The following is a 24,350-nucleotide window of genomic DNA, read 5'->3' as shown; positions in this document are numbered from 1 at the left end:
TTTTCGTATAGTATAGCATAAGATTGGGGGAGTGAGGATGACTCTTATATTTGCACATCGTGGTGCAGCGGGAACGTACCCAGAAAATACAATGATTTCATTTGAAGCAGCTGAATCTTTTAGAGCAGATGGAATTGAGCTCGATGTTCAATTAACGAAAGATGGAAAAGTTGTCGTCATTCATGATGAAACAGTGGACCGGACAACAAATGGAAAAGGTGCGGTTCGTAATTATTTATATGAGGATTTATGTAAATTAGATGCGAGCTATAAATTCGGTGATAAAGTAGGTTTTTGTAAAATACCTCTTTTAGAAGAGGTGTTAGAATGGATTGATAAAACAGAATTGCTACTTAATATTGAACTTAAAAATAATAAAATTCCATACAGAGGTTTAGAGGAAGAAGTTATAACGTTTGTACGGAAATATAATCTAGAAGATCGTGTTATATTTTCCTCATTTAATCACTACAGTATGAAAAGGTGTCATATGATGGCTCCTGATATTCAAACAGCGATTTTATATCGCGAAGGTTTGCATAGTCCATGGGCATATGCGAAAAAAATGGGCGCTACAGCAGTGCACCCTAATTATCGTTATCTTCAAGATGCTGTTGCTGAATTAACGATGGAAAGTGGTGTAGAGGTTCGGCCCTATACAATAAATGAAGAAACGCTTATGCGTAAATATTTTGATATGAATATTTCGGCGATTATTACTGATTACCCCGAAACAGCAAGAATGTTATTGCCAATAAAAAAATGAGACCGCGTGTAACGGTCTCATTTTTTATTTATAAATAGTGGGACCTTCCTACCTTCTAAAGCGAGCTTGTACTTTATTTCGTTTACGGTCTCGGTGTAAGACGAAGCCTCCGAAGATATAAAACCCAAGCCCGAAGCAGAGAGCGCCAATTAAAAATTGTAACCACAGTATAGAGAGTGGAGGAAATAGAATCCCGAATACAGTATCTCTCATTAACTTAATGCCAAACACAGCTAATGAAATAGGGATGAGTGCTAATGATAGAGCAAGGTAACGCTGCATATAAACGCTCCTTTTCAGATTATTTTGTTTATTTCAATGATGTTATATGAAAAGGGGGTTTGTCAAGAGGGGGCTGAACGAGTAAGATAAGGGTGTGAAAAATTTTGCAGAGATACTTCGAGAGGAAGTGTAATATATGAAACAAAAAGTTTTAATTGTTGGTGCAGGTGAAGGTGGCAGTACACTGCTGAATCTGTTGCAAAGTTCGAATATATTTCAAATTATAGGGATTATTGATATAAATCCGATAGCGAAGGGATTACAAATGGCTAAGGAATACGGGGTTACGATTGGAGAGAGTGTAACGCCGTTTCTTTCTATGCATATTGATGTAATGTTTGATATGACGGGTGATGATGATTTACATAAAGTTTTATTAAAGAAAAAGCATAAAGATACTCTTCTTATACCGGGTGACATTGCGAAAATTGTTACGAGATTAGCGCATGAGAAGGAAGGTTTAATTGGAAAGTTAGAAGAACAGACGCAGCAAGGGGATTTAATTTTAAATTCTACGCATGACGGTATGATTGTGATTGATCGTGAGGGACAAGTACGCCTATTTAATAAAAGTGCAGAGCGTATTATCGGATATAAAAAAGAAGATGCGGTAGGGAAATATATTTTAGAAGTTATTCCGACTAGTAAGTTGCTTCGTATTATACGTACGAAACAAATAGAAGTAAATTATGAACTGACATTAGAGAATGAAAAGAAAATTATTACAACTCGTATTCCAATATTAAAAGAGGGAGGAGAGGTACAAGGGGCATTTGCGATTTTTAAAGATATAACAGAGGTTGTAGATCTTGCGGAAGAAGTTACAGATTTAAAGGAGATTCAAACGTTACTTGAGGCGATTATCAACTCGTCTGAGGAAGCAATTTCGGTCGTGGATGAAAAGGGAAGAGGATTAGTAATTAACCCTGCGTATACGAAATTAACAGGTTTAACAGAAGAGGACATTATTGGGAAACCGGCTACAACTGATATTGTAGAAGGTGAAAGTATGCATATGAAAGTACTTCGAACGCGTAGGGCGGTACGCGGAATACATATGAAGATTGGACAAAAGAAGCGTGATGTAATTGTAAACGTAGCGCCAGTTATAGTGGATGGGATATTGAAAGGAAGCGTTGGTGTAATTCGTGACGTATCAGAAATTCAAAAGTTAACAAATGAATTGAATAGGGCAAGGCAAATTATTCGAACGTTAGAAGCGAAATATTCATTTGATGACATTGTCGGAAATTCAGATGAAACAACGGCTGCTATTGAGCAGGCGAAACTTGGGGCGAATACACCAGCAACAGTATTACTACGAGGGGAATCTGGAACTGGTAAAGAATTGTTTGCACATGCAATTCATAATGGAAGTAATCGAAAATATAATAAATTCGTCCGGGTAAACTGTGCTGCTATTTCCGAGACTTTATTAGAAAGTGAATTATTCGGTTATGAGGAAGGTGCATTCTCAGGAGCAAAAAGAGGCGGAAAACGAGGTTTTTTTGAGGAAGCGAATAACGGTAGTATCTTTTTAGATGAAATAGGAGAATTGTCTGCAAATACGCAAGCGAAACTCCTTCGCGTGTTGCAAGAAAAAGAAATTGTAAAAGTGGGTGGAACGAAAGCGATACCTATAAATGTCCGGGTAATTGCAGCAACACATGTGAATTTAGAAAAGGGCATTCTAGAAGGAGAGTTTAGAGAGGATTTATATTATCGATTAAATAAAATTCCAATTCAAATTCCGTCTCTTCGTCAGCGAAAAGGAGATATACCGGCAATTGCAGACAGATTGATTCAAAAAATTAACCAAGATTATGGCCGGAATGTAGAGGGGCTCACTGATTCGGCTATTTCATATTTACAATCATATGAATGGCCAGGGAATGTGAGGGAGCTTGAAAACATTTTAGGACGAGCTATTATCTTTATGAATTATAACGAAATATATATTGATGTCCATCATTTACCACCTTTACATACAGAAGAGCAGACTGAGGTAAAACAAAATAACTTATTACCTGAATTAGAGGAAAAGCCACTTGAACATTTAGTGACAGAGTTTGAAGGGCATATCATTCATGAATGTTTAGAGAGGTTTGATGGAAATAAAACAAAAACTGCAAGAGCGTTAGGAATTTCGGTTCGAAATTTATATTACAAGCTAGAAAAGTATGAGTGTGCAAAAAATAGCATGCAATAAATTGCGTACCGTGCAATTTATTGCATGGTATACAAAATGCGACAAAATAAGACAGAATGTTTTGTTATTTTCCAAAGTATTGATTTTACTGCATTTTGAATGCGTTTTCATTATTGGTAAGACCACTTTTAAAAGTTGGCACGGTATTTGCTTTATAAATAGACGAGGGACGACGGAAAGGGTTGATTACAAAATATGAAGTTAGAACACTTAATTGATCAAGCAGCAGGACAGCCTAAAAAAACTGTGGCTGTAGCAGTAGCTGAAGATCATGAAGTAATTGAAGCTGTAGCGAAAGCAATTACATTACAGCTAGCTCAATTTCGTCTATATGGAAATCAAGAAAAAATAATGGGGATGCTACAAGAACATGGTTTACAAACTTCAGAACACATTGAAGTGATTGCAGCAGCGTCAAGTGCTGAGGCTGCAGAACTTTCTGTTAAAGCTGTAAGAAATGGCGAAGCAGATGTTCTTATGAAGGGGAACATCCCAACAGCAAATATTTTGAAAGCTGTATTAAATAAAGAGTGGGGACTTCGTAAAGGTAGCGTACTTTCACACGTTGCAGCATTTGAAGTTCCAAATTACGATCGTCTTATCTTTGTTACAGATGCAGCGATGAACATTGCACCTGATGTAACACAAAAAGCTGCTATTATACAGAATACTGTAGAAGTTGCCCAGGCAATAGGAATAGATTTGCCAAAGGTAGCACCAATTGCAGCGGTAGAGGTTGTGAATCCTGCGATGCAAGCGACAATTGATGCAGCGATGTTAACTCAAATGAATCGCCGCGGACAAATTAAAAATTGTGTCGTTGATGGACCACTTGCTTTAGATAATGCAGTATCACAAATTGCAGCAGAACATAAAGGCATAGTAAGTGATGTAGCAGGTAAGGCAGACATTTTACTCGTCCCAACGATTGAAGCTGGAAATGTGCTATACAAATCACTCGTATACTTTGCGGATGCAAAGGTAGGAGCTATGATTGCTGGCGCAAAAGCACCGATTGTTTTAACATCTCGTGCTGATTCAGCAGAAACAAAAGTATATTCATTAGCATTGGCAGTTACGACTGCTTCAAAATAAACCAAACAGGGTAAAACACTAGGGGGAAACGACAATGACATTAGAAATCTTCGAATACTTAGAAAAATATGATTATGAGCAAGTAGTATTTTGTCAAGATAAAGAATCTGGTTTAAAAGCAATCATTGCAATTCATGATACAACACTTGGACCAGCTCTTGGTGGAACAAGAATGTGGACATATGATTCTGAAGAAGCGGCGATTGAAGATGCATTGCGTCTTGCAAAAGGGATGACATACAAAAACGCAGCAGCTGGCTTAAACTTAGGTGGTGCGAAAACAGTAATTATCGGTGATCCACGTAAAGATAAGAGCGAAGCGATGTTCCGTGCATTAGGACGATACATTCAAGGACTAAACGGACGTTACATTACAGCTGAAGATGTTGGTACAACAGTAGATGATATGGATATTATTCACGAAGAAACTGATTTTGTAACAGGTATTTCACCATCATTCGGTTCTTCTGGTAACCCATCTCCAGTAACTGCATACGGTGTTTATCGTGGTATGAAAGCAGCTGCGAAAGAGGCTTTCGGTACTGATAATTTAGAAGGAAAAGTAATTGCCGTTCAAGGTGTTGGTAACGTAGCGTATCACCTATGCAAACATTTACATGCTGAAGGAGCAAAATTAATCGTTACAGATATTAATAAAGAAGCTGTACAACGCGCGGTAGAAGAATTCGGTGCATCAGCAGTTGAGCCAAATGAAATTTACGGTGTTGAATGTGATATTTACGCACCATGTGCATTAGGCGCAACAGTTAATGACGAAACTATTCCACAACTTAAAGCAAAAGTAATCGCAGGTTCTGCAAATAACCAATTAAAAGAAAATCGTCACGGCGACATGATTCATGAAATGGGTATTGTATACGCACCAGACTATGTTATTAATGCTGGTGGTGTAATTAACGTAGCAGACGAATTATATGGATACAATAGAGAACGTGCACTAAAACGTGTTGAGTCTATTTATGACACAATTGCAAAAGTAATCGAAATTTCAAAACGTGATGGCATAGCAACTTATGTAGCAGCAGATCGTCTAGCTGAAGAGCGCATTGCAAGTTTGAAAAACTCTCGTAGCACATACTTACGCAACGGTCATGACATTATTAGCCGTCGCTAATCATTCATATATAACTTTTACAAAAGGTGTGGTTACCTCTTATGAGGTTTCCACTTCCTTTTAAATTTATTAGTGGAGGTAGCAACATTGTCTGTAAATCGAATTCTTGTTATTAACCCAGGTAGTACATCCACAAAAATTGGTGTTTTTGATAATGAAAGACCTGTTCTAGAAGAAACGATTCGTCATGACGTAGAACAGATTGGAAAATATAAGCGAATTATTGACCAATATGAGTTTCGTAAAGAAACAATTTTAGAAGTTCTACATTCTCATGGTATTAACATTTCAAAATTAAACGCTGTTTGTGGGCGTGGTGGATTACTTCGTCCAATCGAAGGCGGTACGTATACAGTAAACGATGCGATGTTAGAAGATTTAAAAAATGGGTTTAGTGGTCATCACGCTTCAAACCTCGGAGGCATTTTAGCCTATGAAATTGCTTCTGGATTAAATATTCCTGCATTCATTGTGGATCCTGTCGTTGTAGATGAGATGGAGCCAATTGCTCGTATAAGTGGTATTGCTGGCATGGAACGCAAAAGTATCTTCCATGCATTAAATCAAAAAGCAGTTGCTCGTAAAGTAGCTGACCAATTAAATCACAAATACGAGGATTTAAATTTATTAGTTACACATATGGGCGGCGGTATTACAGTTGGTGCTCATAAAAAAGGAAAAGTTATCGATGTAAATAATGGCTTAAACGGAGAAGGACCATTTAGCCCAGAGCGTGCTGGTACAGTACCAGTAGGACAGCTAGTTGAAATGTGTTTCTCTGGTGAGTATTACCGAGACGAAATGGTGAAACAGCTTGTCGGACAAGGTGGACTTGTAAGTCTAATCGGTACAAATGATGCGATTAAAGTAGAACAAATGGTTGAAAAAGGTGATCCTGAAGCAACTCTTATTTATAAAGCAATGGCATATCAAGTTGCAAAAGAAATTGGCGGAGCTAGTGCTGTGCTTCACGGGAAAATCGATGCAATCGTATTAACTGGTGGACTCGCGTACAGTAAAATTCTTGTTGATGAAATAAAAGAACGAGTGGACTGGATTGCAGATGTTATCGTACATCCAGGGGAAGATGAGTTAGAAGCGTTAGCAGAAGGGGCACTTCGTGTATTACGTGAAGAAGAAGCGCCGAAAGAGTATGTTGTAAGAGAAAAACAAACAGTAGCTAGGGGTTGAGATAATGGCAAGAGAATATGATTTAGTCATCGTTGGCGGTGGTACAGGTGGATATGTTGCTGCTATTCGCGCATCACAACTAGGATTAAAAACAGCACTTGTTGAAAAAGAAAATCTTGGTGGTACTTGTTTACACAAAGGATGTATTCCTAGTAAAGCTCTTTTACGTAGTGCAGAAGTATACGCAACTGCTAAAAAAAGCGAAGAGTTCGGAGTTATTGCAAGTAATGTAGAACTAAACTTTGCGAAAGTGCAAGAGCGTAAAGAGAAGATTGTAACGCAACTTCATAAAGGTGTTCAACACTTAATGAAACAAGGTAAAATTGATGTGTTTGAAGGTATCGGCCGTATTCTTGGCCCATCTATTTTCTCTCCAATGCCAGGGACAATTTCAGTTGAACTTGCAAGTGGAGAAGAGAATGAAATGTTAATTCCAAAAAATGTACTTGTTGCAACAGGTTCTCGTCCGAATTCATTACCAGGTTTAGAATTAGACGGAGAGTATGTAATGTCTTCCGATCATGCCCTAAAAATGGAAACGCTTCCTAGCTCAATTATTATCGTTGGTGGCGGTGTAATCGGTATTGAGTGGGCATCTATGCTTGCTGACTTCGGTGTAGAAGTTACAGTATTAGAGTATGCGAAAACGATATTACCACTAGAAGATCAGGACGTTTCAAAAGAAATGCAACGTCTATTCAAGAAAAAAGGTATTAAAGTGGTAACTGGTGCAAAAGTATTACCAGAAACATTGGTAAAAGATAATGGAGTAACAATTCAAGCTGAACATAACGGTGAGAATAAAGAATTTAAAGCAGAAAAAATGCTTGTATCTGTAGGAAGACAAGCCAATACGCAAAATATTGGTTTAGAGAATACCGATATCGTTGTGGAAAAAGGATACATTCAAACAAATGAGTTTTATCAAACGAAAGAATCTCATATTTACGCAATCGGAGATGTAATCGGTGGCTTACAACTTGCTCACGTTGCTTCTCATGAAGGAATTGTTGCAGTAGAACATATTGCTGGTAAAGAAGTTACACCAATTGATTACTCTATGGTATCAAAATGCGTATATAGCAGTCCGGAAGTTGCTTCTGTCGGTTTAACAGAACAAGAAGCGAAAGAAAAAGGCTATAAGTTAAAAGTAGGTAAGTTCTCATTCCGTGCAATCGGAAAAGCACTTGTATACGGCGAATCAGATGGTTTCGTAAAACTTGTAGTTGATGAAGAAACAAATGACATTCTTGGTGTTCATATGATTGGACCACATGTAACAGATATGATTTCTGAAGCTGGTCTTGCAAGAGTACTTGATGCAACACCGTGGGAAGTAGCACATACAATTCATCCGCATCCATCATTATCTGAGGCGATTGGTGAAGCAGCATTAGCTGTAGATGGAAAAGCGTTGCACGCATAAAAATGTGGATTTAGGAGGTTATGAAAAATGGCAGAAGTAAAAGAAAAGCGCCATGAAGAGCTTGGCTTAAGTGATGAGCAAGTATTAGAAATGTTCCGTACGATGTTACTTGCACGTAAAATCGACGAACGTATGTGGTTATTAAACCGTGCGGGTAAAATTCCATTCGTAATTTCTTGTCAAGGACAAGAGGCTGCACAAGTTGGAGCAGCATTCGCTCTTGATAGAGAGAAAGATTATGCATTACCATACTACCGTGATATGGGTGTTGTACTAGCGTTCGGTATGACAGCTAAAGAGCTTATGTTGTCTGCTTTCGCGAAAGCTGGAGATCCAAACTCTGGTGGTCGTCAAATGCCTGGTCACTTCGGTCAAAAGAAAAATCGTATTGTGACAGGATCATCTCCAGTAACAACGCAAGTACCACATGCAGTTGGTATTGCATTAGCTGGAAAAATGGAAAAGAAAGATTTAGTAACGTTTGTTACATTTGGAGAAGGTTCTTCAAACCAAGGTGACTTCCATGAAGGGGCAAACTTTGCTGGTGTACACAAACTACCTGTTATTTTCATGTGTGAAAATAATAAATACGCAATCTCTATTCCAGTTGAAAAACAATTAGCATGTAAAAACGTATCAGATCGTGCAATTGGTTACGGTATGCCTGGATATACAATAGACGGAAACGATCCGCTTGCAGTATATAAAGCTGTAAAAGAGGCAGCAGACCGCGGCCGTCGTGGTGAAGGCCCAACTTTAATTGAAACAGTATCATATCGTTTAACAGCACATTCTAGTGACGACGATGATCGTGTTTATCGTGATAAAGAAGAAGTAGAAGAAGCAAAGAAAAAAGATTCAATTATAACATTTGCAGCTTATTTAAAAGAAGCTGGCGTGTTAACTGAGGAATTTGAAAAACAAATGTTAGACGAAATTATGCATATCGTAAATGAAGCAACAGAATATGCAGAAAATGCTCCGTATGCAGCACCTGAAGATGCATTGAAGCACGTATACGCAGAATAGGGGGGAACGTTTCATGGCTGTAATGTCTTATATTGATGCTATTACATTAGCAATGCGCGAAGAAATGGAACGCGATGAGAAAGTATTTGTTTTAGGTGAAGATGTTGGTAAAAAAGGTGGCGTATTTAAAGCGACACACGGATTATATGATCAATTTGGTGAAGATCGTGCGCTTGATGCACCACTTGCAGAATCTGCAATTGCTGGGGTAGCAATTGGTGCGGCAATGTATGGTATGCGTCCAATCGCTGAAATGCAGTTTGCTGATTTCATTATGCCAGCGGTAAACCAAATTGTTTCTGAGGCAGCAAAAATTCGTTATCGTTCTAATAACGATTGGACTTGTCCAGTTACAATTCGTGCGCCATTTGGCGGCGGTGTTCACGGTGCATTGTATCATTCACAATCTGTGGAAGCGATGTTTGCGAACCAACCAGGTTTAAAAATTGTTATTCCTTCTACACCATATGATGCAAAAGGTTTATTAAAAGCAGCAATTCGTGATGAAGATCCAGTATTATTCTTTGAGCATAAGCGTGCATATCGCTTAATTAAAGGTGAAGTGCCAGAGGATGATTACGTATTACCAATCGGAAAAGCAGATGTAAAACGCGAAGGTGATGATATTACTGTTATCACGTACGGATTATGTGTTCACTTTGCTCTTCAAGCAGCTGAAAAGTTAGCGCAAGATGGCATCTCTGCACATGTTCTTGATTTACGTACTGTATATCCATTAGATAAAGAAGCAATCATTGAAGCAGCTTCTAAAACAGGTAAAGTTCTTCTTGTAACAGAAGACAATAAAGAAGGAAGTATTATAAGTGAAGTGGCAGCAATTATTGCTGAAAACTGTCTGTTTGATTTAGATGCGCCAATCGCACGTCTTGCAGGTCCAGACGTTCCAGCAATGCCATATGCACCAACAATGGAAAAATTCTTTATGGTAAATCCAGATAAAGTTGAAAAAGCAATGCGTGAACTTGCGGAATTTTAATCGGGGGGACTATACATGGCTGTAGAAAATATCACAATGCCTCAGCTCGGGGAGAGCGTTACAGAGGGTACAATTAGTAAATGGCTCGTTAATGTTGGCGATCACGTAAACAAGTATGATCCGCTTGCAGAAGTAATGACTGATAAAGTAAATGCTGAAGTACCATCTTCTTTCACTGGTGTTGTGAAAGAATTAATTGCTGGTGAAGGTGAGACGTTAGCTGTAGGTGAAGTAGTTTGTGTTATTCAAGTAGAAGGCGCAGATGAAGTAGCAGCGACAGCTGTTGAGGAAAAAACAAAAGAAGAACCAAAGGCAGAAGTAGCTACACCTGAAAAAGCACCGAAAGCAAAACAACCAACTGATGGAAAACCACGTTTTTCACCAGCTGTTTTAAAACTTGCAGGTGAGCATAATGTTGATTTAGATTTAGTAGAAGGTACGGGAGCAAATGGCCGTATCACTCGTAAAGATATTTTAAAGCTAGTGGAATCTGGAAATATTCCGCAAGCAGGTGCGAAGAAAGAGGAAGCGGTAGCAGCAGTAGTAGAAGCGCGTCCAGAAGCACCAAAAGCAGCGCCAGTAACACAAAAAGTAGAAGCTGCAAAACCAGTTTCTGTACCAACAATGCCTGGCGATATCGAAATTCCAGTAACAGGTGTGCGTAAAGCAATTGCAGCGAACATGTTACGTAGTAAACACGAAGCGCCACATGCTTGGATGATGATTGAAGTAGATGTGACAAACCTTGTGTCATACCGTAATTCAATTAAAGGTGATTTCAAAAAGCGCGAAGGCTTTAATTTAACGTTCTTTGCTTTCTTCGTAAAAGCAGTAGCGCAAGCGTTAAAAGAGTATCCTCAAATCAATTCAATGTGGGCTGGCGATAAGATCGTTCAGAAGAAAGATATTAACCTTTCTATCGCTGTTGCAACAGAGGACGAGCTATTTGTACCAGTAATTAAACATGCGGATGAGAAGACGATTAAAGGTATCGCTCGTGAAATTACAGAGCTTGCAGGAAAAGTACGTACGAAATCGTTAAAAGCGGACGAAATGCAAGGTGGAACATTTACAATTAATAACACAGGATCATTTGGTTCTGTTCAATCTATGGGTATTATTAATTACCCACAAGCGGCTATTTTACAAGTTGAATCAATTGTAAAACGCCCAGTAATTATGGATAATGGTATGTTCGGTGCTCGCGACATGGTTAACTTATGTTTATCACTTGATCACCGTGTACTAGATGGCTTAATTTGTGGTAAGTTCTTAGGACGTGTAAAAGAAATTTTAGAAAATACGTCAGAAAATAATACATCTGTATATTAATAAAAAGCTCGCTTATGCGAGCTTTTTATCATCTTATTTCTTCAGCTACATCCTACTATATGTATAATATCTTTCCCAGTAATCTTACAATGAACGATTATGTATTAGGAATTTATGAAAATACATTGCTGATATATGGTATATGGATATAAAATAAGAAAAGAATAATTTTTTTGGCAAATCTTACTGATGAAACTGTAGTATAATATATTGTATTGTATGAAAAAGAGAGTTATTCTATATAAGTGTTTTATAGATAATGTGTAATCAGTCGTCAAAACATGAAGAATGTTGACTCCTGGTTTTTTATTTTGCTGTAACAATGTTTCAGGAGGATGTCATGAAAAGAAGTACCGAGTTTCTAAAAAGTTTAGATGTAAAATTAATATTAATTTTGTTAGCATTATGTGTTACGAGTATAGCTGCTATATATAGCAGTCAGCAAACTGGCCAATATGGAGAGGCAAACTTTGCGATGAAACAGGGTTTGAACTACATAATTGGAGTTGTATTGTTATTGCTTGTTGCAAGCATCGACTTAGATCAATTACAAAAATTGTCTTGGCCACTTTATATCGTCGGATTTGGTTCACTTATTCTTTTGAAAATACTACCGGTTTCCACTTTCACACCTGAAAAATTAGGTGCAAAAAGATGGTTTGTATTTCCGTTAGTTGGACAAATTCAACCATCTGAGTTTTTCAAAATTTCATTGCTTCTCGTAGTAGCAAGTATAGCAGTGAAACATAATGCACAGTATATGGCAAGGACATTCCAAACGGATTTACAATTAGTAGGTAAAATTGTGCTTGTATCCCTTCCGCCTATGGCTGTTGTATATAGCCAACCGGATACAGGGATGGTGTTCTTATATGCTGCTGCAATTGCATGTATTTTATTTATGTCAGGTATTCAGAAGAAATTGATAGCGTTATGTACAGTTATTCCGGTGACCGTATTATCTACGTTAATATTTATTTACGTAAGGTATGAGGATTTCTTCTTTAATAAGTTAGTTACGTTACTAAAACCTCACCAACAATCACGTATTGTAGGTTGGTTAAATCCATTTGAAAATGCAGATCAAGGTTATCAAACACAGCAATCGATTTTAGCTGTAGGTAGTGGCGGTATGGAAGGGAAAGGCTTTGGTGAAGGGAACGTCTATATCCCTGAGAAGCATACTGACTTTATTTTTGCTACAATTGCTGAAGAAGGTGGATTTATCGTAGCAGCGTTAGTTGTATTCTTGTTCCTATTACTACTATATAGAACAATTATTATTGGTTATTCTGCTGATAATTTATTCGGCACATTATTATGTGCTGGATCAATTGGGATATTAACGGTTCAAATATTCCAAAACATCGGTATGATCGTTGGATTAATGCCTGTAAAAGGGATTGCATTACCGTTCTTATCATATGGGGGAAGTTCCTTATTCTCAAATATGATTATGATGGGTCTCATATTATCCGTACGAAAAACGTATAAAAAGTATATGTTTTCCGTCAAGTAAGAAAAGCTGATTCGTTTAAAAACGAATCAGCTTTTTTACATATATGCTCTTAAACGTTGCAAACTAAAACAAAGTAGCAGTTTGAGACGGGTAAGGAGTGCAAAGTGATGCATATGCATATTTTTGAAGGGGCACGGCATCTTTCTAATAGTGAATGGGTTATTCGAGCTATCATAGCATACATATTTTTAATATTAGTTGCGAAAGCGATGGGGCAAAGGTCCATCGCGCAACTTCGTTTTTTAGATGTTGTATTAGTGTTATTGCTTGGTGGGAATATTTCTAACGCATTATCTGATGAAAAAGTGGGATTACTCGGCTCGATGATTACAACGTTCATACTCGTTGTACTTCACATTATAAGCTCAGTCTTAATGTTGAAATGGGATAGATGGAGACGCTTTTTAGAGCCAGCACCTATTATTCTTATACACAATGGTTCCATTGATTTTAGCAATTTGAAAAAAGCGAGAATTACGGTGGAATATTTATTTTCGGAACTTCGCATGCGAAATGTGAGTGATATTCAAACGATTAAATTAGCATTATGGGAAGCGAATGGTGTTGTTTCTATATTTCGGTATCCAGAATATGAAGCAGTTTCGCGGCTTGATCTGAAAGTGGCAGGAAAAAAATCTCGAGTTTCTTTTATATTAGTAAAGGATGGGAGCATTCAGCAAGATGTTCTTGCTTTATTAGGAAAAACAGAAGAGTGGGCGAGAGAATTTCTAGAGAAGAGTGCAGAAGTTGAATCCATTATGTTAGCTACAGTAGATGAAGCTCATAAAATAAATATTTTGTTAAAAAAATGAAAAATATACGCATTTTGTCGTTTCATACATATGATACAATAGTGTGGACAACGAAAAAGGAGGGATACGATGGGATATGTAGAGGAGTTACGAAAAGTAGTTGGTCATCGCCCTTTAATTTTAGTTGGTGCTGTTGTACTCGTTATAAATGAAAATGGGGATGTTTTATTGCAGCAAAGAACAGAGCCTTACGGAAAATGGGGATTGCCTGGCGGGTTAATGGAGCTTGGCGAATCACCAGAAGAAACAGCTTGCCGTGAAGTATATGAAGAAACAGGAATAGAAGTGAAGAACTTGCGATTAATTAATGTATTTTCGGGAGCGAATTATTTTACAAAACTAGCAAATGGTGATGAGTTTCAATCTGTCACAACAGCTTATTATACGGATGAATACGAAGGGAACTTTGTTATGAACAAAGAAGAAGCGGTTCAGCTTACATTCTTCCCGCTAACAGAACTACCTGACTATATTGTAGGATCGCATAAAAAAATGATTGGTGAATATATGAAGATTATGGAAAAAGAGATATAATAATAGTGAAAGAAATACAAAAACACAGTTCTGGTCGGTAGTCCAGACGCATGATTACATGTCAGTAACCTTCCCCTCCGGGATGTCCAGTATTTCTAATTTTTTTAAAGGAGGGGCTGTCAATGGATTTGACAGTATATCACGATGGTCAATTTTTCGTAGGAATTATTACGCATAAAGAAACAGGGAAATTGTATGGAGCGCGGTATATTTTTGGAATGGAACCTTCAGATGAAGAAGTACTTATATTTGTGAATGGTCCAATGTTAGCATATTTCCAGCACGTTGCAAAATGCGGTGTGGAAGTGAAAGAAAAACAGCGTCCAAAAAATATAAAACGTATCATACGACAAGCGGCAAAAGAAGTAAATGTAAAACGTTTCACTAAGGCACAAGAGGCAATTAGCTTATCTTATGAACTGCATAAACAAGAAAAAAAAGTGCAGTCTAAAGAGAAGCGAGAAGCTGAAAAACAAAGAAGACGTTTAATTAAAGTACAAAAAGCAAAGCAAAAGCATCGTGGCCATTAAGAAAAGGTGTTAGAGCAAGAGCTCTAACACCTTTTCTATACCCAAATACAAGTAAACTTACTTGTATTTCATAAACATTAACTGGTAAGATACAAATAGGTAGTTTTAGAGGAGGGAAAAGATTGATTAATTTTAACTTTTTTATGAATGATGTTGTCCGCCAAGCGCGTGAAGAGATCGTCTCTGCTGGATATACAGAATTGACGACGCCAGAAGCAGTAGAAGAAGCGTTTAAAAGAAATGGAACAACACTTGTAATGGTAAACTCTGTATGTGGTTGTGCAGGTGGTATTGCTCGTCCTGCTGCTGCGCATTCCGTACATTATGATAAACGTCCTAACCATCTTGTAACGGTGTTTGCAGGTCAAGATAAAGAAGCAACAGCAACAGCTCGTGAATATTTCGAAGGATATCCACCTTCTTCTCCATCATTCGCTTTATTAAAAGATGGAAAAATTGTAACGATGGTAGAACGTCATGAAATTGAAGGTCATGAACCAATGCAAGTTATTGCAAAACTACAATCTTATTTCGAAGAGAATTGTGAAGAACTATAAAAATAAACGAAAAGGCGGTACGTCCACAATGAAGTGGATGTACCGCCTTTTTTTTTATTTAGTATTAAAATTTATGGGACATGCATAGTTATGTTGTTTTATGCATTATTTTATACATCATAAACGGTATTAATATTGTTATTTCATTTATTTTTATTTTGTATATTGCATAAAAATGAAAGTACTGATACAATACAAACATCGAATAAATATTCTATTAAACTTTTAAATATACATTATTAGGGGGAAGAAAGATGAAGAAGTTATTATCAATATCGTTTGCACTTATTTTAATTGTAAGTATGTTCAGTGCTTGTAGTAATGGGGAAGAAAAGGCTACTGGAAAAAATAAGAAAGTACTGGTTATGGGGACTTCAGCAGATTATAAACCATATGAATACGTAGAAGCCTCAAAAAGTGATGAAATTATCGGCTTTGATGTTGATGTTGCTAAATATATCGGAAAAGAACTTGGTTATGAAGTGAAAGTGAAAGATATGGATTTTGGTGGTTTATTAGCATCTCTTAGCTCAGGAAAAGTTGATTTCGTAATGGCAGGTATGACGCCAACGGCAGAGCGTAAAAATAATGTTGATTTTACAGATATTTATTTTGTTGCTAAAAACATGGTCGTTTCTAAAAAGGATTCTAATATTCAATCTGTAGAGGATTTAAAAGGGAAAAAAGTAGGGGTACAAACAGGATCTATCCAAGAAGAGAAAGCAGCAGAATTTAAAAAACAAGTAGATTTCAAAGTTGAGGGACGTGACCGTATACCAGAAATCGTACAAGAAATTAAAGCTGGTCGTTTTGACGCTGCAATTATAGAAGACACAGTTGCTAAAAATTATTTAGAAAAAATGAAAGAATTACAAGGAATTGAAATTAAAGAAGCACCAGAAGAAGTAGGAGCAGCAATTGCCCTTCCGAAAAACAGTGATAAAACAGCAGAATTTAATAAAGTAATTAAAAAAATGCAAGAAAATGGAGAAATGGATAAATTAGTGAAGAAATGGTTTGGCAGCGAGAAATAAGCTGCCTTTCACTTTTCTGTGAGGGGAATGAAAAGAATGAACTTAGATTTTTCGGCGATTACGCCTTCAATACCATATATACTAAAAGGCCTAGAAGTTACTTTAAAAATTGTAGCAGTATCAGCGTTAGTTGGGTTTATTTTAGGAACGTTATTAGCGCTTTGCAAAATTGCTAGAATACGAGCATTAAATATAGCGGCAGATTTTTATACATCAATTTTCCGTGGTACACCACTTGTATTGCAATTAATGATTATTTATTTCGGTGTCCCGCAAATAATTGGTTATGAAATACCAGCATTCGTAGCAGCTGTATTAGCATTTAGCTTAAATTCAGGTGCATATATGTCAGAGGTAATTCGTGCTGGCATTCAAGCGGTTGATAAAGGACAAACAGAAGCAGCGATGGCTTTAGGGATTCCTTACGGGAAAATGATGCGAAATATTATTTTCCCTCAAGCATTAAAAAATATATTACCAGCGCTTGTGAACGAGTTTGCGACACTTACGAAAGAATCGGCTGTAGTAACAGTAATAGGAGCGACCGATTTAATGCGCCGTGCTTACATTGTAGGCGGTGAGACGTTTAAATATCTTGAACCATTACTTTTTGTTGGACTAATTTATTATATGCTAGTCATTATTCTTACATTAGTCGGGAAGGCAATTGAAGGGAGAATGAAGAAAAGTGATTAAAATTGAAAACCTTCATAAATCATTTGGAAAAAACGAAGTATTAAAAGGGATTACAACAACGATTGAAAAAGGGGAAGTAGTAGCAATTATTGGACCGTCTGGATCAGGGAAATCAACATTTTTACGTTGTATGAATGTGCTAGAAGCACCGACAAATGGTCACATTTGGATTGGAACGGAAGAAGTAACGAATCCGAAAACGAATATTATGCACGTTCGTGAAAATGTCGGAATGGTATTTCAGCATTTTCACCTATTTCCTCATATGACTGTATTAGAAAATATTACGTATGCCCCTATCAATGTAAAAGGAGTAACGAAGCAAGAAGCTGACAAGAAAGCCGAGAAACTTTTAGAAAAGGTCGGTTTATTAGATAAAAAAGATACGTATCCCAATCGTCTTTCGGGAGGACAAAAGCAACGTGTAGCAATTGCGAGAGCGTTGGCGATGGAACCAGAAGTTATGTTATTTGATGAACCAACATCGGCACTAGATCCAGAGATGGTAAAAGAAGTGTTAGAAGTTATGAAATCATTAGTTACGACAGGAATGACAATGGTGATTGTTACACATGAAATGGGATTTGCAAAAGAAGTAGCAGATCGTGTTCTCTTTTTAGATGGTGGAAAGCTTGTAGAAGATAGTGCGCCAGCAGAATTTTTTGTAGCACCGAAAAGTGAACGTGCGCAACAATTTTTACAAAAAATATTGTAATATGTAAAGGTTGCGTGAATAATAAGTAGAAAAGGATGACATTGTGTCATCCTTTTTTTATACTAACTTTAAATACGTTTATACATATAGGAGCAGTGCTATGTTCAAAATTGGATACCGTACAGTAAAAACAGCAATAGGGACAGGCGCAGCAGTTTTTATTGCGCAGTTATTAGGATTAGAATTTTATAGTTCAGCGGGCATTTTAGTTATATTATGTGTACAAAATACGAAACGTAAATCACTTCAAGTGTCGTTACATCGTTTTTTAGCTTGTGTAGTATCAATGGTATTCGCGTTTTGTATTTTTGAAACAATTGGATATACACCACTTGCAATTAGTATATTATTACTTACATTTATTCCGACTGCAGTTATGCTCAAAATTCAAGAAGGTATTGTCACGAGTTCAGTTATTGTGATGCATCTATATTCATTGAAACAAATTACATGGCTTATTGTTGGGAATGAAATTGCGATATTAACGATAGGAATTAGCGTGGCTTTATTAGTGAATATGTATATGCCAAGTAGTGAAAATAAGCTAAAAGAGTATCAGGATACAATAGAAAGTAACTTTAAAACAATTTTGTTTGAAATGGTCGTGTATTTACGAAACAGAGAAAGTAGCTGGAGCGGGGCAGAACTTATTGAAACTGAAAATATGCTAAATGAAGCAAGGGATTTATCGTTTAAGAAACTTGAGAATGCATTTATGCGAGAAGATGGCTATTACTATCGTTATTTTAATATGCGCATGCAACAATTCGAAATTTTAGAACGGATGATACCATTAGCAGCTTCTTTATCATGGACATATGAACAAGCTGATATGATTGCGGATGTCGTTGAAAACATTGGAAATGCTATTAGCCCTGAGAGTACTGGGGTTATTTCCTTAAGACAGCTTCAAGAAATGAGAGAATTATTTAGAGACATGCCATTGCCCGTTACACGTGAAGAATTTGAGATACGTGCGAAGCTTGTTCAACTTGTGTATGAAATGGAACAATATTTACTCATTAAAAGCCGTTTTAAGGGAAAGGATAATATAAAAGAACTTATATAGAAGGTAGGAATTATTATGCCGTATCTTCTCTCTTTCATATTATTTCTTTCTTTATCGCCTATTTGGCCTCTTGGTGATAATCCACGTGCCGGAGATCCTTTTATTATTGTAAATAAAGCGACGAATAAACTAGCTTATATTGACGATGGAAAGATTCAAAAGGTTTTTCCAGTAGCGACAGGGAAAACAAATGAATTAACTCCAGAGGGAACTTTTGATGTTGTAATGAAAGCGAAGGATCCGTATTATATTGCGAAGGATATTCCAGGTGGGTCACCGAAAAATCCACTTGGGTCAAGGTGGATTGGATTTAATGCAAGAGGAACTGATGGAAGTAAATATGGAATACATGGAACAAACCAACCTAGTTCAATTGGAAAGTATATTTCACAAGGATGTATAAGAATGAAGAAAAACGATGTGGAGTATTTATTTGATCGCATTCCAATTGGAACGAAGGTATGGATTGTGAAGTCGAAAAAATCATTTCAGCAATTGGCAAAACAAAAGGGAGCCATTGCATATGAAAAAGCCAACGAAAAGGTTGGTTTTTTCTATTGTAATAAGTTGTCTTGACATGTGTACATAACCATGCGTTAATGAGAGTATAGAAAGATAAAGTGAAACTTTAATCAGTGGGAGGTTTTTTACCCGCGGATTATCAGCCCTCACCAATCGGGATAAAAAATTAGATAAAGGGGTTGCTCATATGTACTTGAATCCAAAAATTTCATATATGCAATTTTTTATGGGATTTCTATTTGTTATTACATTCATATTGGCAACTTTTAATATATGTTCTTATCTTGTAGCAATTGTATGTATGGCGTTACTCAATCTTACTTTTGTTATTGGAGCATTTCAGCAGAAACAATATACAAGTTTTATAACAGCACTTGTAATGTCATTTTCCTTTAGTATTGTAGCGATTGTGCTTTATATAAAATAAACCATCTCGATATCGAGATGGTTTATTTTATTATGTTATGTGTAAAAAGTAAAAAAAGGACGAACAGATCGTCCTTTTTACCAAAACATACTTGCGCCAGCAAGTAATGTTGTTACAAGCATAGAAATTAGCATTACATAAATCATAACTTTTTGAGCTTTTTTATGCATCGTTAAACCTCCTTGCAAATCAGTACAATATCATTGTAACGAGAAATGATATTGTGGACAAGGGGAGAGAAGTGACAAAATTCGAGAAGTGCGTGTAAAGTATAACAGGAAATTTGTATGTATGTAGAGAATATATAATAATGATAGAGTATAAGTTTTTTGTTATGCAAGCTGAAGAATGGAGATACGATGATGAAAATATATGAAACAAATCGTTTACATTTAAGGGAAATTGATGAGTCGTATGCTGAAAAAGTTCTTCAATATTACGACAGAAATCGTGAATTTTTAAAAGCTTGGGAAGAGTATAGGCCGGATGATTTTTTTACGTTAGATTATCAGAAGAAAAAGTTACAAAAGGATAGAAAAGAGTTTGCAGAAGGTAAAATCATCAGGCTTTGGATTTTTAAAAAGGGTGATGATACAAAAATTATTGGGTGTATCTCATTTAATCTAATCGTTCGCGGTATTTATCAATCTTGTGTGCTCAGCTATAAATTAGATAAGGCAGAGTTGAATAAAGGTTACACGACAGAAGCGCTTAGAAAAGCGATTCAAGTTACTTTCGAAGAATTTCAGTTACATCGTATAGAAGCACCGATTATGCCACGAAATTTAGCATCTATACAAGTAGTGACGAAGATAGGCTTTCAATATGAGGGCGTGTCTAGGAAGATGTTAATGGTAAATGGAGTATGGGAAGATCATATGCGCTGGGTATTGTTAAATGAGTAATAGAAAGCAGATGGTTATCTAGACATATAAACCGTCTGTTTTTTGTCTTGTATTTCGAAACTTTTGCGAAATTCTGTTATAATTAATAGTGTTACATACATAATGGTAGTGCAGGAGGCGCAGTCTTATGATTAATCAAGAACGTTTAGTAAATGAATTTATGGAATTAGTACAAGTAGATTCTGAAACGAAATTTGAAGCAGAAATTTGCAAAGTATTAACAAAGAAATTTACAGATTTAGGTGTAGAAGTATTTGAAGATGACACAATGGCTGTTACTGGGCATGGTGCAGGTAATTTAATTTGTACTTTACCAGCAACAAAAGATGGTGTTGATACAATTTACTTTACTTCTCATATGGATACAGTAGTTCCTGGTAATGGAATTAAGCCTTCTATTAAAGATGGATATATCGTATCAGATGGTACTACGATTTTAGGTGCGGATGATAAAGCTGGATTAGCATCAATGTTCGAAGCAATTCGTGTTTTAAAAGAGAAAAACATCCCTCATGGTAAAATTGAATTTATTATTACAGTTGGAGAAGAATCTGGTCTTGTTGGTGCAAAAGCATTAGATCGTGAGCGCATTACAGCGAAATACGGTTACGCATTAGATAGCGATGGAAAAGTTGGTGAAATCGTTGTTGCAGCTCCAACGCAAGCGAAAGTGAATGCAATTATTCGTGGGAAAACAGCTCACGCTGGTGTAGCACCAGAAAAAGGTGTATCTGCAATTACTATCGCAGCGAAGGCAATTGCGAAGATGCCACTTGGTCGTATTGATTCTGAAACAACTGCAAATATTGGACGTTTTGAAGGTGGTACACAAACAAATATCGTTTGCGATCATGTACAAATCTTTGCAGAAGCGCGTTCTTTAATCAATGAGAAAATGGAAGTACAAGTTGCGAAAATGAAAGAAGCATTTGAAACAACTGCAAAAGAAATGGGCGGTCAAGCAGACGTTGAAGTAAACGTTATGTATCCAGGATTTAAATTTGCTGATGGTGATCACGTTGTAGAAGTTGCAAAACGTGCAGCTGAAAACATTGGTCGTACACCTTCTCTTCACCAAAGTGGTGGCGGAAGTGATGCAAACGTAATTGCAGGACACGGTATCCCAACAGTTAACTTAGCGGTTGGTTATGAAGAAATTCATACAACAAACGAAAAGATTCCTGTTGAAGAATTAGCGAAAACAGCAGAATTAGTTATAGCAATTATTGAAGAAGTAGCGAAGTAATGTAATAGAAAAAGCGTGTAAATCACAATTGATTTACACGCTTTTTATTTTGATTCAATTGCTTTTACAAGGCGGATCAGCCAATATAAGAAAATCCATGGCAATATATAAGTTGTTGCTATATGTACTAGGCGAGGGAAGAATCCAAACGTATTAATATTGAAAATAGGAAGCAGTAAATAATTAATGGCTATGATTAATATAATCACAAGGAACGTATAGTTGAGTTTATTAGTTGATTTCATCATAATCACCCCTTTTTATACATTTTATGTAAATTATATCAAGTGTATAAAAGGAAAAGAACAAGTAATTATTATAACTATTATGCAAAATTTGATATAATGAAGGAACAAATGTTCTTTGAAGGGGTGAGCACTATGCGAGAAATGTATCCGAAAAATGGCCGTGTTATTTTGCATGTAGATATGAATTGTTTTTTCGCATCTGTTGAAATTGCTCATGACCCATCATTACAAGGGAAGCCGTTAGCAGTTGCTGGAAATGAAAAAGAAAGAAAAGGAATTATCATAACATGTAGTTATGAGGCGAGAGACTATGGAATACGTACAACGATGCCTCTTTGGGAAGCGAAAAGGTTATGTCCGCAATTAGTTGTAAGGCGTCCTAATTTTACATTATATCGTGAAGCTTCATTTCAGATGTTTCAAATCCTTTCCCGTTTTACAGAAAAAATACAACCAGTCTCAATAGATGAAGGGTATTTAGATATTACAGATTGCTACGCACTCGGTTCGCCTCTTGAAATAGCAAAGATGATCCAGCAGGCGTTATTAGCAGAGTTACAGCTTCCATGTAGTATCGGAATTGCTCCTAACCTTTTCCTAGCAAAAACAGCTTCTGATATGAAAAAACCTCTCGGTATTACGGTGCTTCGAAAACGAGATATTCCAGAGATGATTTGGCCACTTCCAGTTGGAGCGATGCATGGAATTGGAGAAAAAACAGCTGAAAAATTAAATGATATTCATATACAAACGATTGAGCAGTTAGCAAAAGGAAACGAACATATCATTCGCGCTAAAATTGGAAAGCATGGTGTTGATTTAAAGCGGCGGGCAAAAGGTATGGATGATAGGGAAGTTGATCCGAGTCAAATGGGACAACATAAAAGCGTTGGTAATTCGATGACTTTTTCAAAGGATATGGATGAAGAGAAAGAATTACTTGATATGTTAGAACGGCTATCAAAATCAGTGAGTAAAAGATTACAAAAGCGAACTCTTGTCAGCTATAATATTCAAATTATGATTAAATATCATGATAGGAGGACAGTAACGCGGAGTAAGCAATTGAAAAATGCGATTTGGGAAGAAAGAGATATTTTTCAGGCAGCATCTCGTTTATGGAAGCAACATTGGGACGGTGATTCCGTTCGTTTATTAGGTGTTACAGCTACTGAAATAGAGTGGAAGACAGAATCGGTGAAACAATTAGATTTGTTTTCATTTGAAGAAGATGCGAAAGAAGAGCCGCTACTTGCTGTCATCGATCAAATTAATGATAAGTACGGAATGCCGATTTTACAACGAGGTAGTCAATTATTACGTAAGCAAGAAAAGTCTTTTCAGCAAAAATTAGAAAATAAGTTTATGTAGAAGGTGTCATGAAGCTGTAAATAACATGGCACCTTTCATTTTTAACTTGCTTCAAAATCTAATGAAGTTTTCCACCCAGCTGCAGTAACGCCGCTAAAAGTATTAAACTTACTATTCATTATCGCCAGTTAAAATTTTCAACCCTGTTTGATAGAAGCTATTTACAAAACAGTTACAGTATAGTTACTTCAATTGTGCTACAAGCAAAAGAATTATTTAATAAATGAAGTGAAAAGATAATTTTAGATGCGTTTGATCGAAGTATGTATACAGATTTTTGGACGGAATAGGATCATTTGTTAAATAAGTATAAATAAAAAGCACTGATTACAGTGCTTTTTATTATAGATTATGAGATTGTAGCATTTTCAAAAATAACAATTTCTGAGCTGTTTGTTGTTGAAACGCGTTGTGCGTAATATGTTAAAGCTGAAGAAATATATGTTGGTAATGAATCATTTGTATGTGTTGTTGTATATTCATGGATTAATTCTTTCAAAGTCGTCCATTCTAATTGTGCTGGGTGATCAGACACGAAAGAACTTACCCAGCGATCAAATGAAGATGAAAAATCAGTTTGTAAACGAAATGCTTCTTTCATAATAAAACGCTCCCTTAAAATGTAGTATAATCATTTTAACATAAAACACGAACGATTACTAAGTTTTTCGAGTATAATGTTCGTGATATATAGTTGTCTAGA

General features: G+C 36.4%; 27 protein-coding genes and 1 pseudogene. 24 read left to right on the top strand and 4 right to left on the bottom strand.

Translation table 11 applies throughout. The features are described from left to right. The first annotated feature begins 37 nt into the window (after positions 1-37). The gene (locus J0835_RS20435; protein WP_087981851.1) at positions 38-766 is read left to right on the top strand and encodes a glycerophosphodiester phosphodiesterase; all 729 of its coding nucleotides are present in this window, start codon (positions 38-40) and stop codon (positions 764-766) included. 48 nt (positions 767-814) lie between these two features. Here the strand turns inward: J0835_RS20435 and J0835_RS20430 are convergent, their stop codons facing one another. Further along, complete coding sequence (locus J0835_RS20430) at positions 815-1,048, bottom strand: DUF2627 domain-containing protein (protein ID WP_001190198.1); 234 nt, start codon at positions 1,046-1,048, stop codon at positions 815-817. A gap of 136 nt (positions 1,049-1,184) precedes the next feature. Between J0835_RS20430 and J0835_RS20425 the strand changes: the two genes are divergently transcribed. The 19 genes from J0835_RS20425 to J0835_RS20335 all read left to right on the top strand — a co-directional run bounded on the left by J0835_RS20425 (position 1,185) and on the right by J0835_RS20335 (position 19,877). Beyond that, positions 1,185-3,257: a sigma-54 interaction domain-containing protein gene (locus J0835_RS20425; protein WP_087981850.1), complete on the top strand. Its 2,073-nt coding sequence runs from the start codon at positions 1,185-1,187 to the stop codon at positions 3,255-3,257. Between the two features lie 195 nt (positions 3,258-3,452). Next, a complete protein-coding gene (gene yqiS, locus J0835_RS20420) occupies positions 3,453-4,352 on the top strand; it encodes a phosphate butyryltransferase (protein WP_087981846.1) in 900 nt (299 codons plus the stop codon). Between the two features lie 34 nt (positions 4,353-4,386). Beyond that, on the top strand, positions 4,387-5,487 hold the full coding sequence (locus J0835_RS20415; protein ID WP_000171359.1) for a leucine dehydrogenase: 1,101 nt from the start codon (positions 4,387-4,389) through the stop codon (positions 5,485-5,487). Positions 5,488-5,574: 87 nt separating this feature from the next. After that, complete coding sequence (gene buk, locus J0835_RS20410) at positions 5,575-6,678, top strand: butyrate kinase (RefSeq protein ID WP_060632217.1); 1,104 nt, start codon at positions 5,575-5,577, stop codon at positions 6,676-6,678. A 4-nt stretch (positions 6,679-6,682) separates the two neighbouring features. After that, positions 6,683-8,104, top strand: a complete 1,422-nt coding sequence (gene lpdA, locus J0835_RS20405) for a dihydrolipoyl dehydrogenase (RefSeq protein WP_000090438.1) — start codon at positions 6,683-6,685, stop codon at positions 8,102-8,104. A 27-nt stretch (positions 8,105-8,131) separates the two neighbouring features. Further along, positions 8,132-9,133: a 3-methyl-2-oxobutanoate dehydrogenase subunit alpha gene (gene bfmBAA, locus J0835_RS20400; RefSeq protein WP_000852549.1), complete on the top strand. Its 1,002-nt coding sequence runs from the start codon at positions 8,132-8,134 to the stop codon at positions 9,131-9,133. A gap of 13 nt (positions 9,134-9,146) precedes the next feature. Continuing rightward, entirely contained in the window at positions 9,147-10,130 is a 984-nt protein-coding gene (bfmBAB, locus tag J0835_RS20395) for a 3-methyl-2-oxobutanoate dehydrogenase subunit beta (RefSeq protein WP_000290073.1), read from the top strand. 15 nt (positions 10,131-10,145) lie between these two features. Next, positions 10,146-11,462: a dihydrolipoamide acetyltransferase family protein gene (locus J0835_RS20390; RefSeq protein ID WP_087981844.1), complete on the top strand. Its 1,317-nt coding sequence runs from the start codon at positions 10,146-10,148 to the stop codon at positions 11,460-11,462. A gap of 340 nt (positions 11,463-11,802) precedes the next feature. Then, positions 11,803-12,981 carry an FtsW/RodA/SpoVE family cell cycle protein gene (locus tag J0835_RS20385; protein WP_087981842.1) on the top strand — a complete coding sequence of 393 codons (1,179 nt, stop codon included), beginning with the start codon at positions 11,803-11,805 and terminating at the stop codon, positions 12,979-12,981. Positions 12,982-13,088: 107 nt separating this feature from the next. Further along, complete coding sequence (locus J0835_RS20380; RefSeq protein ID WP_087981841.1) at positions 13,089-13,793, top strand: DUF421 domain-containing protein; 705 nt, start codon at positions 13,089-13,091, stop codon at positions 13,791-13,793. Positions 13,794-13,862: 69 nt separating this feature from the next. Next, a complete protein-coding gene (locus tag J0835_RS20375; RefSeq protein ID WP_087981839.1) occupies positions 13,863-14,327 on the top strand; it encodes an NUDIX hydrolase in 465 nt (154 codons plus the stop codon). A gap of 122 nt (positions 14,328-14,449) precedes the next feature. Continuing rightward, entirely contained in the window at positions 14,450-14,857 is a 408-nt protein-coding gene (locus J0835_RS20370; RefSeq protein ID WP_002073035.1) for a YjdF family protein, read from the top strand. A gap of 143 nt (positions 14,858-15,000) precedes the next feature. Further along, positions 15,001-15,414 (top strand): BrxA/BrxB family bacilliredoxin, encoded by a 414-nt coding sequence (locus J0835_RS20365; protein WP_002008492.1) that lies wholly within the window; start codon positions 15,001-15,003, stop codon positions 15,412-15,414. Between the two features lie 254 nt (positions 15,415-15,668). Continuing rightward, positions 15,669-16,448 (top strand): transporter substrate-binding domain-containing protein, encoded by a 780-nt coding sequence (locus tag J0835_RS20360; RefSeq protein WP_000735475.1) that lies wholly within the window; start codon positions 15,669-15,671, stop codon positions 16,446-16,448. Positions 16,449-16,484: 36 nt separating this feature from the next. Further along, positions 16,485-17,144 carry an amino acid ABC transporter permease gene (locus J0835_RS20355; RefSeq protein WP_001046922.1) on the top strand — a complete coding sequence of 220 codons (660 nt, stop codon included), beginning with the start codon at positions 16,485-16,487 and terminating at the stop codon, positions 17,142-17,144. Further along, positions 17,137-17,859 carry an amino acid ABC transporter ATP-binding protein gene (locus J0835_RS20350; protein WP_000590214.1) on the top strand — a complete coding sequence of 241 codons (723 nt, stop codon included), beginning with the start codon at positions 17,137-17,139 and terminating at the stop codon, positions 17,857-17,859. The genes J0835_RS20355 and J0835_RS20350 overlap by 8 nt, the downstream gene beginning before the upstream one ends. 100 nt (positions 17,860-17,959) lie before the next feature. Then, positions 17,960-18,928 carry an aromatic acid exporter family protein gene (locus tag J0835_RS20345; RefSeq protein ID WP_087981837.1) on the top strand — a complete coding sequence of 323 codons (969 nt, stop codon included), beginning with the start codon at positions 17,960-17,962 and terminating at the stop codon, positions 18,926-18,928. A gap of 15 nt (positions 18,929-18,943) precedes the next feature. Further along, positions 18,944-19,504 (top strand): L,D-transpeptidase, encoded by a 561-nt coding sequence (locus J0835_RS20340; protein WP_087981835.1) that lies wholly within the window; start codon positions 18,944-18,946, stop codon positions 19,502-19,504. 133 nt (positions 19,505-19,637) lie between these two features. Next, positions 19,638-19,877 (top strand): DUF3894 domain-containing protein, encoded by a 240-nt coding sequence (locus J0835_RS20335; RefSeq protein ID WP_000281162.1) that lies wholly within the window; start codon positions 19,638-19,640, stop codon positions 19,875-19,877. Positions 19,878-19,954: 77 nt separating this feature from the next. On the opposite strand, the gene prli42 is transcribed toward J0835_RS20335, so the two are convergent. Further along, positions 19,955-20,047 carry a stressosome-associated protein Prli42 gene (gene prli42 / locus J0835_RS20330; protein ID WP_000549038.1) on the bottom strand — a complete coding sequence of 31 codons (93 nt, stop codon included), beginning with the start codon at positions 20,045-20,047 and terminating at the stop codon, positions 19,955-19,957. A 189-nt stretch (positions 20,048-20,236) separates the two neighbouring features. Between prli42 and J0835_RS20325 the strand changes: the two genes are divergently transcribed. Further along, the gene (locus J0835_RS20325; protein WP_132131111.1) at positions 20,237-20,782 is read left to right on the top strand and encodes a GNAT family N-acetyltransferase; all 546 of its coding nucleotides are present in this window, start codon (positions 20,237-20,239) and stop codon (positions 20,780-20,782) included. A gap of 127 nt (positions 20,783-20,909) precedes the next feature. Beyond that, positions 20,910-22,028, top strand: a complete 1,119-nt coding sequence (locus J0835_RS20320) for a tripeptidase T (protein ID WP_000609806.1) — start codon at positions 20,910-20,912, stop codon at positions 22,026-22,028. Positions 22,029-22,072: 44 nt separating this feature from the next. Here the strand turns inward: J0835_RS20320 and J0835_RS20315 are convergent, their stop codons facing one another. Further along, positions 22,073-22,273 carry a hypothetical protein gene (locus tag J0835_RS20315; protein WP_046957503.1) on the bottom strand — a complete coding sequence of 67 codons (201 nt, stop codon included), beginning with the start codon at positions 22,271-22,273 and terminating at the stop codon, positions 22,073-22,075. Positions 22,274-22,408: 135 nt separating this feature from the next. Between J0835_RS20315 and J0835_RS20310 the strand changes: the two genes are divergently transcribed. Both J0835_RS20310 and J0835_RS20305 read left to right on the top strand, forming a co-directional pair. After that, positions 22,409-23,647 (top strand): DNA polymerase IV, encoded by a 1,239-nt coding sequence (locus J0835_RS20310; RefSeq protein ID WP_087981831.1) that lies wholly within the window; start codon positions 22,409-22,411, stop codon positions 23,645-23,647. A 182-nt stretch (positions 23,648-23,829) separates the two neighbouring features. Then, positions 23,830-23,937 (top strand): annotated as a pseudogene (locus J0835_RS20305) (DNA polymerase IV); the annotation flags it as partial. Between the two features lie 59 nt (positions 23,938-23,996). On the opposite strand, the gene J0835_RS20300 reads toward J0835_RS20305, so the two are convergent. Then, positions 23,997-24,248, bottom strand: coding sequence for a DUF3932 family protein (locus J0835_RS20300; RefSeq protein ID WP_000656495.1), 252 nt, complete (start codon positions 24,246-24,248; stop codon positions 23,997-23,999). Between the last annotated feature and the right edge of the window lie 102 nt (positions 24,249-24,350).

It is taken from the genome of Bacillus cereus group sp. Sample62, from assembly GCF_036851315.1.
GTDB lineage: Bacteria > Bacillota > Bacilli > Bacillales > Bacillaceae_G > Bacillus_A > Bacillus_A wiedmannii.
Note: the sequence above shows the minus strand (reverse complement) of the source record. Positions and strands in the feature narration are given on the sequence as shown.